General features: G+C 67.3%; 15 protein-coding genes. 8 read left to right on the top strand and 7 right to left on the bottom strand.

From position 1 onward, the window contains the following. Positions 1-57 precede the first annotated feature (57 nt). Positions 58-1,509, top strand: a complete 1,452-nt coding sequence (locus ADBZ9K_RS18445) for an MFS transporter (protein WP_526623020.1) — start codon at positions 58-60, stop codon at positions 1,507-1,509. After that, entirely contained in the window at positions 1,499-1,915 is a 417-nt protein-coding gene (locus ADBZ9K_RS18440; protein WP_526623018.1) for a MarR family winged helix-turn-helix transcriptional regulator, read from the top strand. Before ADBZ9K_RS18445 ends, ADBZ9K_RS18440 begins: the two co-directional genes overlap by 11 nt. A 1-nt stretch (position 1,916) precedes the next feature. On the opposite strand, the gene ADBZ9K_RS18435 is transcribed toward ADBZ9K_RS18440, so the two are convergent. Genes ADBZ9K_RS18435 through ADBZ9K_RS18425 form a run of 3 tightly spaced genes read right to left on the bottom strand, consistent with a single transcriptional unit; the run spans position 1,917 to position 5,142 of the window. Further along, positions 1,917-2,177, bottom strand: coding sequence for a DUF2630 family protein (locus ADBZ9K_RS18435; protein ID WP_526623016.1), 261 nt, complete (start codon positions 2,175-2,177; stop codon positions 1,917-1,919). A 27-nt stretch (positions 2,178-2,204) separates the two neighbouring features. Continuing rightward, entirely contained in the window at positions 2,205-3,524 is a 1,320-nt protein-coding gene (locus tag ADBZ9K_RS18430; protein WP_526623014.1) for a class-III pyridoxal-phosphate-dependent aminotransferase, read from the bottom strand. Positions 3,525-3,567: 43 nt separating this feature from the next. Then, positions 3,568-5,142, bottom strand: a complete 1,575-nt coding sequence (locus ADBZ9K_RS18425; RefSeq protein ID WP_526623013.1) for an amino acid permease — start codon at positions 5,140-5,142, stop codon at positions 3,568-3,570. A gap of 285 nt (positions 5,143-5,427) precedes the next feature. Between ADBZ9K_RS18425 and ADBZ9K_RS18420 the strand changes: the two genes are divergently transcribed. From ADBZ9K_RS18420 to ADBZ9K_RS18400, 5 genes are all read left to right on the top strand, one after another. Then, the gene (locus ADBZ9K_RS18420) at positions 5,428-6,441 is read left to right on the top strand and encodes a phosphotransferase enzyme family protein (RefSeq protein WP_526623011.1); all 1,014 of its coding nucleotides are present in this window, start codon (positions 5,428-5,430) and stop codon (positions 6,439-6,441) included. A gap of 22 nt (positions 6,442-6,463) precedes the next feature. Then, complete coding sequence (gene fabG / locus ADBZ9K_RS18415) at positions 6,464-7,240, top strand: 3-oxoacyl-ACP reductase FabG (RefSeq protein WP_526623010.1); 777 nt, start codon at positions 6,464-6,466, stop codon at positions 7,238-7,240. A 4-nt stretch (positions 7,241-7,244) separates the two neighbouring features. Then, positions 7,245-8,030: a GntR family transcriptional regulator gene (locus ADBZ9K_RS18410; RefSeq protein WP_526623008.1), complete on the top strand. Its 786-nt coding sequence runs from the start codon at positions 7,245-7,247 to the stop codon at positions 8,028-8,030. Between the two features lie 99 nt (positions 8,031-8,129). Then, positions 8,130-8,489, top strand: a complete 360-nt coding sequence (locus ADBZ9K_RS18405; RefSeq protein WP_526623006.1) for an FKBP-type peptidyl-prolyl cis-trans isomerase — start codon at positions 8,130-8,132, stop codon at positions 8,487-8,489. 48 nt (positions 8,490-8,537) lie between these two features. Further along, the gene (locus ADBZ9K_RS18400) at positions 8,538-9,284 is read left to right on the top strand and encodes an SDR family oxidoreductase (RefSeq protein WP_526623004.1); all 747 of its coding nucleotides are present in this window, start codon (positions 8,538-8,540) and stop codon (positions 9,282-9,284) included. Positions 9,285-9,294: 10 nt separating this feature from the next. Here the strand turns inward: ADBZ9K_RS18400 and ADBZ9K_RS18395 are convergent, their stop codons facing one another. Further along, the gene (locus ADBZ9K_RS18395; RefSeq protein ID WP_526623002.1) at positions 9,295-10,191 is read right to left on the bottom strand and encodes a D-2-hydroxyacid dehydrogenase; all 897 of its coding nucleotides are present in this window, start codon (positions 10,189-10,191) and stop codon (positions 9,295-9,297) included. Positions 10,192-10,340: 149 nt separating this feature from the next. Between ADBZ9K_RS18395 and ADBZ9K_RS18390 the strand changes: the two genes are divergently transcribed. Then, the gene (locus ADBZ9K_RS18390) at positions 10,341-11,099 is read left to right on the top strand and encodes a class II aldolase/adducin family protein (protein ID WP_526623000.1); all 759 of its coding nucleotides are present in this window, start codon (positions 10,341-10,343) and stop codon (positions 11,097-11,099) included. A gap of 6 nt (positions 11,100-11,105) precedes the next feature. On the opposite strand, the gene speB is transcribed toward ADBZ9K_RS18390, so the two are convergent. The 3 genes from speB to ADBZ9K_RS18375 are packed head-to-tail and all read right to left on the bottom strand — an operon-like array spanning position 11,106 to position 14,294. Beyond that, a complete protein-coding gene (speB, locus tag ADBZ9K_RS18385; protein ID WP_526622999.1) occupies positions 11,106-12,065 on the bottom strand; it encodes an agmatinase in 960 nt (319 codons plus the stop codon). Positions 12,066-12,090: 25 nt separating this feature from the next. Next, on the bottom strand, positions 12,091-12,735 hold the full coding sequence (locus ADBZ9K_RS18380; protein ID WP_526622998.1) for a TetR/AcrR family transcriptional regulator: 645 nt from the start codon (positions 12,733-12,735) through the stop codon (positions 12,091-12,093). Next, positions 12,732-14,294, bottom strand: a complete 1,563-nt coding sequence (locus tag ADBZ9K_RS18375; protein ID WP_526622996.1) for an ABC transporter substrate-binding protein — start codon at positions 14,292-14,294, stop codon at positions 12,732-12,734. Before ADBZ9K_RS18375 ends, ADBZ9K_RS18380 begins: the two co-directional genes overlap by 4 nt. Positions 14,295-14,354 lie beyond the last annotated feature (60 nt).

The raw sequence follows: 14,354 nt of genomic DNA, 5'->3' as shown, positions 1-14,354 counted from the left end.
GACTTCGACGCCGGTACGGGCTTGACCCCTGAACGATTGTAGTTTCACAATGGTTGTGTGATTACAACTGTTGACGAGCTCAGCGCGCGGCGCAAGACGATCATCCTGGCGTCTTGCTGCCTGAGCTTGCTGATCGTCTCGATGGACGCCACCATCGTCAACGTCGCGATCCCGGCGATCCGCTCCGACCTGGGGGCCTCGCCCTCACAGATGCAGTGGGTCATCGACATCTACACCCTGGTGCTGGCCTCGCTGCTGATGCTGTCCGGCGCGACCGGCGACCGGTTCGGGCGCCGGCGGGTGTTCCAGATCGGCCTGGCCGCCTTCGCGATCGGCTCGCTGCTGTGCAGCCTGGCACCCGACATCGACACGCTCATCGCCGCCCGGTTCGTCCAGGGCCTTGGCGGCTCGATGATGAATCCCGTTGCACTGTCCATCATTTCGCAGGTCTTCGTCGGCCGGGTGGAGCGCGCTCGCGCCCTGGGTCTGTGGGGTGCCGTCGTCGGCATCTCGATGGCGCTGGGGCCGATCGTGGGCGGCCTGCTCATCCAGACGATCGGCTGGCGCGCGGTGTTCTGGATCAACCTGCCGATCTGTGCGGCCGCGATCATCCTCACCGCGCTCTTCGTTCCCGAGAGCAAGTCGGCCACCATGCGTGACATCGATCCGGTGGGCCAGTTGCTGGCCATGCTGACCCTGTTCGGCGCGGTCTTCGTCCTGATCGAGGCTCCCGGCATGGGCTGGACCAACCCGCGCATCCTCGCGATCGCCGCCGCGGCGGTGCTGGCCCTGGTGGGTTTCCTGCGCTACGAGTCCCGGCGCCACGACCCCTTCATCGATCTGCGGTTCTTCCGCAGCATCCCGTTCGCCTCGGCCACGGCCACCGCCGTGTGCGCCTTCGCGGCCTGGGGGGCGTTCCTGTTCATGATGTCGCTCTACCTGCAGGGGGAGCGCGGCTACTCGGCCGCCCACACCGGTCTGATCTACCTGCCGATCGCGATCGGTGCCCTGTTCTTCTCACCGTTGTCCGGGCGGCTGGTCGGTCGCTTCGGTGCCCGGCCGTCGCTGCTGATCTCGGGGATTCTGATTACCGCCGCGTCGGTGATGCTGACGTTCCTGACCGCGACGACCCCGATGTGGGCGCTGCTGGGAATCTTCGCGGTGTACGGTATCGGCTTCGGTATGGTCAACGCGCCGGTCACCAATGCGGCGGTGAGTGGTATGCCCCGCGACCGGGCGGGAGCGGCCTCGGCGGTGACTTCGACCAGCAGGCAGGTGGGTGTGAGTATCGGTGTGGCGCTGTGTGGTTCGGTCGCGGGTTCAGCGTTGGCCATTGCCGGCGTCGACTTCACCGCGGCCGCGCGGCCGCTGTGGTTCGTCAGTATCGGACTGGGCCTGATGATCACCCTGCTGGCCGTGGTGTCCACCTCGTCGCGGGCCACGCGGTCCGCGCAGCGGCTGGCTCCGCTGATCGACAGCCACCGGATCGAGCCCGCTCATGTCGGATAACGCGCTCGCCGACCAGGTGTGGCGGACGATGTCGAGCCTGGTCCTGGACAACAAGGACCAGTGGCGGCGTGCGGCCGTGGAGCGAACAGGTTTGTCGTTCAGCAGGATTCGGATCCTGCGCCGACTGGCACGGCAACCGTTGACCGTCAAGGAGGTGGCCGAGGCGGCCACCATCGACGCACCCGCCGCCACGGTGGCGGTCAACGATCTGGAGCAGCGGGGCCTGGTCGTCCGCGAACCCCATCCGGACAACCGGCGCTGCAAGCTGGTGTCACTGACCGACGCGGGCCGCGCGGTCATCACCGTCCTGGATGAGACCGATGATCCGGCCCCCGACGTCCTGGCCAAACTCGACGTGCAGGATCTTCAGGCCTTGCAGAAGATCCTGGCTCGCGCGGTGACCTGAGTCAGCCGAGGTAGCCCTCGACCTCGTCGACGGGCCGCACACTGGCCTCGCCGGGGTCGCCGCCGGTCTCGCGCAGGGCGCGGCGCTGCCGCAGCAGGTCCCAGCACTGGTCGAGCTCGGTCTCGATGACCCGCAGCCGGTCGTGCTCCTCGGACGGGTCGATCTGCCCGTGCACCAACCGGTCGCGTAGCTCCCGCTCTTGGGCCACCAGGTCGTGGATCCGCGCGAGGGTGTCATTGTCGGTCTTGCGTTCGTCTGCCACGTCTCCAGTGTGCCCGAGTTCGCCGGGTCAGAACGACGAAGCCAGGACAGCGGCGAATTCGGTGCAGAACCAGTCGACATCGGAGTCCGAGAACACCAGTGGCGGGCGAATCTTGAGTACGTTGCCGTGGCGGCCGCACACCGAGATCAGCACCCGACGTTCCCGCATCGCGTTGACCAGCCTCCGGGCGCCCGCCCGGTCGGGGGAGTCGTCGTCGGTGACCACCTCGACGCCGATGTACAGGCCGGTGCCGCGGACGTCGCCGATGCGGGGGTGGCCGGCGCACAGCCCGGCCAGTTCGGTACGTAACCGCGCGCCCACCGCACCGGCGTTGAGCACAAGTTTCTCGTCCTCGATGACGTCGAGAACGGCAGCGGCCGCGGCGACCGTCACCGGGTTGCCGCCAAAGGTGTTGAAATACGGCACCCCCCGGGCGAAAGCGTCGAGCACATCGGCCCGGGCGGCCATCGCCGCGATGGGCAAGCCGTTGCCCATCGGCTTGCCCATCGTCACCAGGTCGGGCACAACGCCGTGACGCAGGAAACCCCACATGGCCTCGCCCGTGCGGCCGAAGCCGGGCTGGACCTCGTCGGCGATGAACACCCCGCCGGCGCGGTGTACGGCCGCCACGGCGGGGGCCAGGACGGACGGGTCCGGGTAGATGCCGTCGGAGGAGAAGATGGTGTCGAGTATCAGTGCCGAGAGCCCCGCGCCGCTGGCTTGCAGGTCCTCGATCGCGGCGACGACGGCGGCGGTGAATCGGGCGGCGAGTTCGTCGGCGGACAGACGATAGCTGTCCGGCGCGGGGATGGCGCGGACGTGCTCGCCGAGCACCGTCGCGCCGCCGATGGAGGGCGAGATCGCGGTGACCGCCGCGGTGTTGCCGTGGTAGGCGTCGGTGGTCACGATCACACCCTTTGCGCCGGTGTGCATTTCAGCCACCCGCAGCGCGAGGTCGTTGACCTCCGAGCCGGTGCAGGCGTACATCACCTGGTCGATCTGCTCGGGCATGGTGTCCAGCAGCCGCTCGCTGTAGTTGACGATTCCGCCGTGCAGGTAGCGGGTGTGGGTGTTCAGGGTGGCCAACTGGCGGCTGGCGGTCTGCACGACGTGCGGGTGGCAGTGACCGACGCTGGCGACGTTGTTGTAGGCGTCGAGGTAGCAGGCGCCGTCGGCGTCATAGAGGCGCGTGCCCTCCCCGCGCACCAGATGTACCGGCCGTTCGTAGAACAGCCGGTACGCCGGGCCCAGAATGCGGTCACGGGCCGCGATCAACGATTCGGTGGCGGGATCGACCGGATGATCCGGGGAGTAGCTGTTGGAATCCATGATGTTCGAGAAGCCCATATCGCTACTCCTTCGCCTCGTTGACGCGGCCCGTGACTAACGCTTACTTACGCTCGTGTGCCTCCTCGAGGACCGTGCGGCCCAGCTCCGAATAGCGTTCCGGCGAGGTGTATTTCAGGACCACTGCGAGCACGATGCCGCCGATCCCGACCACCGCGACCACGTAGGGGATGGTTGTGAAGACCCAGTCGGTGGATGCCGTGCCGGCGGCGAACGACGCGTTCTTGCCGAGCAGGTAGATGACATAGAGCATGCCGAGCCCGCCCAGCAGCGGTGCCAGGAAGGTGCGGAACCAGTTGGCCGTCTCGGGATGATTCTTGCCGATGTGGAAATACGCGATCACCGCGAAGGCGGCCAGCGCCTGGACGATCAGGATGGCGGTGGTACCCAGCAGTGCCATCAGGCCGTACAGCCCGGTGTAGGGGTCACGGCCGGTCAGCGCGAAGAACAGCACCACAACGGTGGCGAAGATGGTCTGAACCAGACCCGCGACATGCGGGGAGCCGTGCTGCGGGTGGGTGGCACCCAGTGTCTTGCGCATTCCGGGGATCACGTTCTCCCGCCCGATCGCGTAGATGTAGCGGGCGGCGCAGTTATGGAACGCCATGCCGCAGGCGAACGAGCCCGTCATCAGCAGGATCTTGAACATGTCGACGGCCCAGGTGCCCAGGTGTGCGCCGACCGGTCCGAAGAAGATGTCACCGGCGGTCGCTGAATTCTGTGCCAGCGCAATAGCATTCTGCGGGCCGGTGCCGACGATCGCCAGCCACGAGATGATGATGTAGAAGACGCCGATCCCGACGACCGAGCTGATCACCGCAATCGGGATGATCTTCTTGGGATTCTTGGACTCCTCGCCGTACATCGCGCTGGATTCGAAGCCGACCCACGACCAGAAGGCGAAGAACAGGCCGATACCGGCCGAGCCGGCGACCGTGATCAGGCTGCCGTCGGCGCCGGTCACGGTGCCGGACAGATTCTGAAAAGCGTTGAGCGGGTTGAGCGAACCCCACGACCACCCCTGCGGGCCGCCGCCGGTGAACAACACCGACAGTGCCATCAGCGACAGCATGACGATCTCGGTGATCAGGAAGACGCCGAGCACCCTGGCGGCCAGGTTGATGTCGAAGTAGGTCAGCACCAGGTTGACCACCAGCATGCCGATGGCGAAGACGATCCACGGGATGTTGACGTGGAACAAGGTGTTGAAGGTGTCGTTGCCGAAGAACGCGAAGATCCCGATCAGCGATGCTTCGAACACCATGTAGGCCATGGCGGTGAGGAATCCGGCGCCGAGTCCGACGATGCGGCCCAACCCGTGGGAGATGTAGCCGTAGAACGCGCCGGTCGCGGTGATGTGCTTGCTCATCGCCGCGTAGCCGATCGCGAACAGGGTGAGCACGATCGTGGCCACGAAGTAGCCCGCGGGTGCGTAGGCGCCGTTGCCGAATCCGACCGCGATCGGCACGTTGCCAACCATGGCGGTGATCGGCGCAGCGGTCGCGACGGCCATGAACAAGACGCCCATCAGCCCGACGGCGTTGGGCTTGAGCCGTTGGACGGAGTCGGTCTTGGTGCCGGCACCGGCACCGGCAGGCGGGTCGATGATGTCGCTCATAGTTGTGATTTCCCATCTCGAACGTGACTGGGGGTCGCGCCGGTTTTTGGTCTGGTTTGGCCCGAAACGCGGGTTGCGTCCGGGGAGCGAGGACGGTGTCGACACGGCAATGTGGTGCGACGACGGACATTGTTACCCCGGCCAGATCGCCTGGTCAACAGGAAGAATCGGCGAATGTAGGGCAAATGTTTCAGCAGTGTTTCGGCGAGTGCACATGCGCAACGCTGGCGTTAAATGTGCCGATTTGGTCTGCTCCGAGGGTGGTTATGGTCCACACTTGACGCCATGCCGGGACTGCCGCCGACTCACGAGTTGTTCGCGCGTGCTGCCCTTCCTGCCTACGGCCGCACCGCCGAGGCCCCGCTTCGGCTGCTCAGCCTGTCCGAGAACGCCACCTATCTGGTCGACGACGACGAGCCCATCGTGCTGCGCGTGCATCGACCCGGCTACCACTCACTGACGGCGATTCGCTCCGAGCTGGCCTGGATGAAGGCGCTGCGCACCGAGACCTCGGTGGCTACGCCCGAACTGGTCGCCGCGCGAGACGGCACGGACGTGGTCGTCGCCGAGGTCGACGGCGACCTCTTGCATGTCGACGCCGTGACGTTCGTGGCGGGGTGCACGGCCGAAGAGGACCCCGACGCCGTCGGATTCGACGAGCTCGGCCGGCTCACCGCGATCATGCACGACCACGCCAGGAGCTGGGCCTTCCCTACCGGATTCACCCGGTTCCGTTGGGATCTGGACAGCATCCTCGGACCGCAGGCGCGCTGGGGTAACTGGCGGCTTGCTCCGGGCCTGTCGGACTCGGATCGCACCTGGATCCAACGGGCCGCCGACGACATCACCGCGAAACTCACCGAGTTCGGCTCTGCACCAGATCGATTCGGTCTGGTGCATGCCGACCTGCGGCTGGCCAACCTGATGGTGAACCCGGGCGGTTCCGGGGCCGGGATCACCGTCATCGACTTCGACGACTGCGGGTGGTCTTGGTATCTGGCTGATCTGGGCGCTGCGGTGTCGTTCATCGAGGACACTCCGGCCGGTGAACGCATCATCGCCGAATGGCTCACCGGCTACTTTGAAGCCGGCTCTCTGCCGGCCGAAGACCTGGCGCTCGTCCCGTCCTTCGTGATGTTGCGCCGGATCAACCTCACCGCCTGGATCGCGTCGCACGTCGACGCCGATGCCGCCGGTGATGTCGGCGAGAATTTCGCGCCGAACACCGCCCGGCTGGCCCAGCGGTACCTGGAAGACCGCACCTGGCTTCAGGACGCGATCTTCGGATCGCGGGTGTGAGTGATAGCAGAAGGGGTTGTCCATGTTTGACCTTCAGGCGACATCGGTCGTGGTGACCGGCGGCAGCAAGGGGATCGGGCGCGGTATCGCGTCGGTATTCGCCTCGGCCGGCGCCAACGTCGCGGTCGCAGCCCGTTCGGCCGCCGAACTCGACGCGGTGGTGGCCGAGTTGGACACGCTGGGCGCCGGCAAGGTGCTCGGGGTCCGGACTGACGTCGCCGATCCGGTGTCGTGCGCCAACCTCGCTGCCGACGTGCTCGGGGCCTTCGGCGGCATCGACGTCGTCTGCGCCAACGCCGGCATTTTCCCCGCGGCGCCGCTGGCCACCATGACCCCGGCGCAGCTGGCCGAGGTGCTCGACGTCAACGTCAAGGGCAACATCTACACCGTGCAGGCCTGCCTGGACGCGCTGATCGCCTCCGGGCGCGGTCGGGTGATCTTGACCTCGTCGATCACCGGGCCGATCACCGGGTTCCCGGGCTGGTCGCACTACGGGGCCTCGAAGGCAGCCCAACTCGGTTTCATGCGCACGGCCGCCATCGAATTGGCGCCGCACGGGATCACGGTGAACGCGGTGCTGCCCGGCAACATCTTCACCGAAGGTCTTGCCGACATGGGTGAGGACTACATCGCAGGCATGACCCGCGCCATCCCGGCCGGCGTGCTGGGCACGCCGGAGGATATCGGGCACCTCGCCGCGTTCCTGGCCACGGTCGAGGCCGGCTACATCACCGGGCAGGCCATCGCGGTCGACGGTGGTCAGGTGCTTCCCGAGTCGCCAGATGCGGTGCGCCCCTAGCCCGATGGAGGAGTCGGAGGGGGGACCGATCGCCGAGGATGTGCGCAGGCGCATCCTGTCGATGCTCGCGCAGGGCGCGCTGCGGCCAGGGTCGCGGCTGGGGACCGAACGTGAGATGGCCGACCGCTTCGAGGTTTCCCGGTCCACGCTGCGCAGCGCGTTGCTACCCCTGAGTCGGGCGGGCGTGCTGGAGCGCCGGACCGGCCGCAACGGGGGGACCTTTGTGCGCGCCGACGTGGTGGAGCGCAATGCCGCCGAGTTGGCCGGCCTGCCGGCCCGGTTGCGCAGCGGCGGGCATACCAGCGCCACCCGGGTGTTGGCCACCGATCGTCGACCGCCGACCCCGGCGGAGGCTGCGGCGTTGCAGATCCGGGAGCTGGACGAGGTTTTCGCGATTCGGCGGCTTCGATTCGCCGACGGCGTGCCGCTGTCGGTGGACTTCTCCTGCTTTGTCGCCGCCCACGTCGGCGATCTCCTGGAGCAGCCGCTCGGCGGTTCGCTCTACGAGTTGTTCGCCGTCCGCTACGGGTTGGTGCCCACCAGTTCCAGCGAAACCATTGAGGTGGTCAGCGCCAGCCCGCGGGAGGCCGACTGGCTCGGCATTGCCCACCGGCGGCCGCTGCTGGCCATCACCCGGGTCACCCGCGACGCCGTTGACCGGCCGTTCGAGTACGCCTACGACCTGTTTCGCGCCGACCGGGTGCGGTTGACGGCGACGACGTCGCCGGTGACCGCACGGGAACGGCTCGGCACCGACGGCCGGGTGGAGCGCTCGGTCAGCAGCGCGTAGCTCGGGGCATTCCTTATCTCGCCGAAACCAACGTGTGGGCGCAAAACAACGAGTGGACTTCACCAAAACGTCGCTCTCGCGGCGGCTAGGGTGGATGCCGTGACGAAACCCAACATCGAATTCCCGGACGGACCGGCCCCCGCTGAGCTGGTCATCAAAGACCTGGTGGTCGGCGAGGGCGACGAAGCCAAGCCCGGCGCCGTCGTGGACGTCCACTACGTAGGTGTCGAGTACGACAGCGGTGAAGAGTTCGACAGCTCCTGGAACCGCGGCGAGTCCATCTCCTTCCCACTGCGCGGGTTGATCCAGGGCTGGCAGGACGGGATTCCGGGCATGCGGGTCGGCGGCCGCCGCCAGCTGACCATCCCGCCGGAGCAGGCGTACGGCCCGGCCGGGTCGGGACACCAGCTGTCGGGCAAGACCCTCATCTTTGTCATCGACCTGCTCGCCACCCGTTAGCCGAGCGTTCACCGAGCGGGGTCCGCGCTCGGCGTGTGTAATGCCGTGGTGAGCAGCGATACGCGCAGTGCAATTGTTACGGGAGCCTCCGGCGGGATTGGGTCAGCCGTGGCCGCCATGGCGCACGAGGAAGGGTTCGCGGTCACGCTGGTGGGCCGCGACCCGGCCAAGCTCGAGGCGGTCGCGTCGGCGATCTCGGCCGTGCCGGGCCCGCCGGTGCATACCGTGGCCGGGTCGTTGACCGATGAGGCGTTCCTGGACGCCGTCGTCGACGAGCACACGCAGCGCTACGGTGCTGTGGATCTGCTGCTCAACAATGCCGGCGTGGCCGGCAACCGGCCGGTCGGCGAGATCACTGCCGACTTCCTCGACGAGCAGCTCGCGGTCAACATCCGGGCGGTCATCCTGCTGACCAGCAAGTGTCTGCCATTGCTCAAAGCGGCGGTACAGCAACGCAAGTCGGCGCAGGTGGTCAACATCGCCTCGAACGCCGGCAAGCGCGGCGAGGCGACACTGTCGTCGTACTCGGCGACCAAGTTCGCTGTCGTCGGATTCACCGAATCACTGCACGACGAGCTGTCCACCTCAGGCATCAAGGCGACGGCGATCTGCCCTGGGCTGGTGGACACCCGGATGGCCGACGACTACCGCGACACGGTGGGGTCCGAGGAGATGATCGCTCCCGGTGACATCGCCGAGGCGATCCGGATGACCATCCGGGTGTCCCGTAGTTGCGTGGTGCCCGAGGTGGTGCTGCTGCGGCCGATCGAGTGGCGCCAGCCGGAAGGCGCCTAGCGACCGGCCGTTAACCGGGCACGTACCCCAATGTCGGATCGACGATGCCGTGGAGCGGCTCGCCGCGCAGCCACCGCGCCAGATTGGCGGTGAAGACCGCCATCATCTCCACCTCGAACCCGGCGTAATCACCCGAGATATGCGGTGAAACAAGCACATTCGGCATGGACCACAGCGGTGATTCGACCGGTAGCGGCTCCACCTCGAAGACGTCGAGAGCCGCCCCCGCGATTGTCCCGGCGCGCAGCGCGTCGATGAGGTCGGACTCCACCACCGTCTGCCCTCGACCGACGTTGACCAGGAAACCGCGCGGCCCCAGGGCAGCGAGTACCTCGGCGCCGACCAGCGCCATCGTCGCCGGAGTCAGGGGCGCAGCCAGCACCAGCAGGTCCACCTCCGCGGCCACCGAGACCAACTCGTCGCTGCTGCGAACGGCGCCGAACCGCTCGTCGGGGCGGGCGGTGCGGCCGATCAGGGTGACGTCGACGTCCAGGCCGAGGAGCCGCGCCCCGATGGTCCGGCCGATCGACCCGGTACCCACCACCGCGGCACGGGTGCCGGCCAGCCGTCCGGTGCTCCGGTACAGCCACCGGTGCTCGCGCTGTAGGGCCCAGCCGTCCCCGAGGCCCTTGACGTGGCTGAGCACGGCGGCCAGCACCCATTCGGCGATCGGGATGTCGAACACACCCCGGGAATTGGTCAGGGTGACCGCGGCCAGCTCCGGGCAGATCAGCCGGTTGACCCCGACCGAGGCAGCGTGCACCCACCGCACCGATGGGGCACGGCGCAGCAGCGGTCCCAGGTTCGCGAAGCGGTGGTCCCAGATGTAGAGCACCTGCGCGCCGGCCAGCTGTTCGTCGGTGGGCCTCGGCCCGACCTCGACCACCTCGACGCCGGCAGGGATCAACTCGAGCGGTGGCGGCGGCAGTTCGGGGTCGGGCTCGGTGACGACCAGGACGACGGGGCGCTCGATGGCGGCAATTTCGATAGTCTATCTCCAGACGAAAACCACGCGCCTGACGGATCATTCGACGCGTTAGAGAGAGGTGGCCCGACATGGTCGCTGACGACCAGGAACCGCATCACCTCGATCCGGCTGCCGTCGAACCGGTCATCGCCGATCCCGCTGAACTGCGGGATCACCGTAAGCGCCGTCTGGCATTGGCGTACCGGGTGTTCGGCGCGATGGGCTGGGGGGCGCTGGGTGACGGGCACATCTCGGCGCGCGACCCCGAGCGGACCGATTGCTTCTGGTTGGGCCGCTACGGTGTTCCGTTCCGGTCCATGACTACCGACGACCTGGTGTTAGTTCGACCCGATGGCGACGTCGAGGGCGGCGGCCACATCAACGTGGCCGCCTACTACATCCACGCCCCGCTGCACGAGGCTCGGCCTGACGTCGTCGCCGCCGCGCACTGCCACACGCCTTACGGGACACCGTTTTCGGCGGCGGTCACCAAGCTGGCGCCGATATCGCAGGAGGCGTGCGCGTTCTTCGGCGATCACGAGATCTTCGACGACGAGGAGCTCAACATCGGCTCCACCGACGGCGGCAAGCGGATCGCGGCCACCATCGGCAAGGCCAGGGCCGCGATCCTGCGCAACCACGGGCTGTTGACGGTGGCCGGATCCGTTGACGCGGCGGTCGGCTACTTCCTGCTGATGGAGCGCAGTGCCGAGGTTCAGGTCAAGGCGCGCGGTGCCGAACCGATTGGGGCGCAGGCCGCCCGGCGGGTGCACGACATGTTCGGCGAGGGCGAGGCCTGGCAGGCATTCCAGTGGGCGCAGCGGACGTACGTGCCGGACTGCACCTGAGAACGTTCACTCGTTGGCCACGATTAGGCTCAGCAGGTCGAACACCACGGTCGCCGCGGCGATCGCCGTGATCTCGGCATGATCGTAGGCCGGCGCGACCTCCACGACGTCCGCGCCGACGACGTTGATCCCGGTGAGCCGGCGCAGCATTCGCAGCAGCTCCCGAGAAGTCAGGCCACCCGATTCGGGTGTTCCGGTACCGGGCGCGAAGGCGGGGTCGAGGACGTCAATGTCGATCGACAGGTAGACGGGCAGATCGTCGACCCGGCGGGCGACGACGTCGACGGCCGCGTCGATGCCCATCACGTCGAGATCGCCGGCCCGGATGATCTGAAATCCCATCCGCGCGTCGTCGTCGAGGTCCATGCGGTCGTAGATCGGGCCCCGGATGCCGACGTGGATCGAGTGGCCCTCGATCAGCAGACCCTCCTCGAAGCCGCGGCGAAAGGGCGTGCCGTGCGTCACCGGAGCGTTGAAGTAGGTGTCCCAGGTGTCCAGATGCGCGTCGAAGTGCACCAGCGCCATTGGACCGTGGAAGGCATGCAGCGCACGCAGGTTCGGCAATGCAACGGTGTGGTCGCCGCCGATCGCGACGACCTTGCGGGCCCGGTCGCCGATGATGTCGCGCATGCCGTTCTCGATCTGTGTGCAGGCCTCGGCGATGTCATAGGGGGTGATGGTCACGTCCCCGGCATCGACGATCTGCACCTGCTCCAATGGGGCGACACCGAATTCGACGTGATACCCGGGACGCAATGTGCGGGCGGCCTGCCTTACCGCCATCGGGCCGAACCGCGCACCGGGCCGGTAGGAGGTGCCGCCGTCGAACGGCAGGCCAACCACGGCGATGTCGTAGTCGGCGACCTCGTGGATGTCGGCGATGCGCGCGAATGTGCCTTTGCCGGCGTAGCGCGGCACCTGGGTCGACGGCGTGGCGCCAACCGGCGGGCGGGGTGTTTGGGCCATCTGCTCCCCTTCGTCGAGTGGATCCTTACCGGGTGCCGTGTAAGGCGATGACGGCGGTGAACGCGTGCCGCAGGGTAGCCCGGATCCGCCGCTTGTCCACCGGCCCGAGCGGTCGGTAGAGGTTATCGATCTCCAGCCCCGCCATGACGGCCATGACGGTGCGCGCGTCCAGTTCGGGTTGATGCGACCCGAGCTCCCGAAAGAGCCGGCTCAGTGCGGGAACCATTGCGGCATACCATGCCTGGAACATCGGTCGCAGCCGCTCGTCCCGGCTCGCCTCGGTGACCAGCTCGTAGCGGGTGACGATCGCCCCGCGCGGGGAGGTGAATCCGTCGATGAGCATGTCGGCGACCAAGTCGGCGAGCTGGCCGGACGACATCGACGGCTCGAGCCGGTTGGCGGTGCGCACCACCCGATCGATCTCCCGATCCGACAGCTGCGCAAAGGCCTGCGCGATCAGGTCGGCCTTGTCGTCGAAGTAATAGCTCAACGCGCCCAGCGGTATCTGGGCCTGATGGGCCACCAGTCGCATGGACAGTCCGGCCAGGCCGACGTTGGCCATCACTTCGATTGCGGCGTCGATGATCTCGGTTCGCCGTGCCGCACCGCGTGCGGTGTTGCCGGTGGTCCTGACCGGCTCAGCCGACGCGGTACCACCGCGTTTAGTCATCCCTGGTACTTCAGGGTGGAGAAGTCGGTGTCCCACATCCAGGCGGGCTGGCTTTGCCAACCGGAATAACCCTTTCGGGCCGCGATCGTGTTGTGCAGATCGGAGATGTTCACCCAGCAGAGTGAATCACGGTAGGCCTTGGCGGCTTCGACATAGAGTGCTCGAGACTTGGCTGGATCAGGTTCGGCGCTGCCCGCGTCCAGCAGCTTGTCGGCCTCGGGCACCGAACAGCCCTGCAGGTTCACCGGAGCATCGGTGTACTGGTAGATCCGCGACCAGGTATCGGGGTGGGCCGCATCGGGATTGAACGACGCGAGCAACAGATCGGGGCGCTGGTCCGGGTTTTGGGGCAGGGCAAAGAACTGGGCCAGCGGGAAGTCCCGGACGGTGGCCGTGAGCCCGGCCTGCTGCAGGATCACCTGCATCTGGTTGGCCAGGTCCTGCAGGCTGCTGTCGCCGGTGGGGAAGCCGATCACCACGTTGCCGCCGGCCTTGCCGACGGCCGCCAGCTTGGCCGGGTCGTACTCGTGCTTGTCGGGCACGGCGCCGTCGGGCAACATTCCGATCGGGTAGAACTGCGTCGACGGAGCGCCCTGAGCTCCGAATACCTGTGTGGTCAGCGCGGTTTGGTCGAGAGCGGCGGACAATGCGGCCCGCGCTTCGCGGGATGCGAAGACCGCAGAGCTCGGATCGACCATCACCTCCGCTTTGACCAACGCGTCCTTCTGGAGGACCTCGGTGTTGGGCCCCGACGCCAGGGCCTCATAGTCGCCCTTGGACAAGCCGTGCAGAACCATGTCGAGCTGGCCGTTGTCGAGTTCCAGACGCTGCACCGCCGAGGCCGCGATCACCGGCATCTCGACGGTGGTGATCTGCGGGGCGGCGCCCCAGTAGTTCTTGTTCGCCGTCATCGTGTAGTGGCTGGCGGGCACCGCATCGGTCAGCTCGTAGGGCCCGGTGCCCGCGGTATGGGAGGCCAGCCACGCCGATGCGTGATCACCGCCGCTGGCGTGCTGGGTGACGGCGGTGGGGCTGGTCATGAGCGGCCCGTAGGGCGAGGCCAGGTAATCCAGAAAGGGTGCAACGGGTTTGGTCAGGGTCACCACGAAGGTCTTAGGATCCGGTGTCTGCATGTCCTTGACGTCGGCCAGCATGTAGGCCGGGCCGCCCGCCATGTCGATGCGCCGCTGGAAACTCGCCTTGGCCGCCGCCGAATCGAACGGGGTTCCGTCGGTAAACGTGACCCCGTCGCGCAGGGTGAAGGTGTAGGTCAGTCCGTCGGGGGAGACGTCCCACTTGGTGGCGAGCAGCCCCTCGATCTTGGTGGACTCGGGCGTGTAGCGCAGCAGACCCTGGTAGGCCGCGGTCATGATCAGCAGCCCTTCGGGCTGGTAGAAGGTATCGGGGTCCAGCGGCGGCGGGTCGGACATCAGCGGGGTGCGCACCGTCGAGGCCGTTGCGGTGGCGCTGTTCGGATTGTTGGTCTTCCCCGAGCAGGCCGTACCGGCCAGCAACAGCGCCGCGATCGCCAGGGGTGCGATCCCCGTAGTGAGCTTCATTCTGGAGAACTCCTGCACTCGATGACATTCCGACGGCTCCGCACTGAAGTCTCGGGCTCG

Source organism: Mycobacterium sp. (assembly GCF_965229265.1).
Lineage (GTDB): Bacteria > Actinomycetota > Actinomycetes > Mycobacteriales > Mycobacteriaceae > Mycobacterium.
Note: the sequence above shows the minus strand (reverse complement) of the source record. Positions and strands in the feature narration are given on the sequence as shown.

Bases quoted from the DNA above. Each gene is read 5' to 3' on its own strand.
- ADBZ9K_RS18440 (WP_526623018.1), top strand. From the start codon at position 1,499: ATGTCGGATAACGCGCTCGCCGACCAGGTGTGGCGGACGATGTCGAGC.
- ADBZ9K_RS18430 (WP_526623014.1), bottom strand. From the start codon at position 3,524: ATGGGCTTCTCGAACATCATGGATTCCAACAGCTACTCCCCGGATCAT.
- ADBZ9K_RS18425 (WP_526623013.1), bottom strand. From the start codon at position 5,142: ATGAGCGACATCATCGACCCGCCTGCCGGTGCCGGTGCCGGCACCAAG.
- ADBZ9K_RS18420 (WP_526623011.1), top strand. From the start codon at position 5,428: ATGCCGGGACTGCCGCCGACTCACGAGTTGTTCGCGCGTGCTGCCCTT.
- fabG (WP_526623010.1), top strand. From the start codon at position 6,464: ATGTTTGACCTTCAGGCGACATCGGTCGTGGTGACCGGCGGCAGCAAG.
- ADBZ9K_RS18410 (WP_526623008.1), top strand. From the start codon at position 7,245: ATGGAGGAGTCGGAGGGGGGACCGATCGCCGAGGATGTGCGCAGGCGC.
- ADBZ9K_RS18390 (WP_526623000.1), top strand. From the start codon at position 10,341: ATGGTCGCTGACGACCAGGAACCGCATCACCTCGATCCGGCTGCCGTC.
- speB (WP_526622999.1), bottom strand. From the start codon at position 12,065: ATGGCCCAAACACCCCGCCCGCCGGTTGGCGCCACGCCGTCGACCCAG.
- ADBZ9K_RS18380 (WP_526622998.1), bottom strand. From the start codon at position 12,735: ATGACTAAACGCGGTGGTACCGCGTCGGCTGAGCCGGTCAGGACCACC.
- ADBZ9K_RS18375 (WP_526622996.1), bottom strand. From the start codon at position 14,294: ATGAAGCTCACTACGGGGATCGCACCCCTGGCGATCGCGGCGCTGTTG.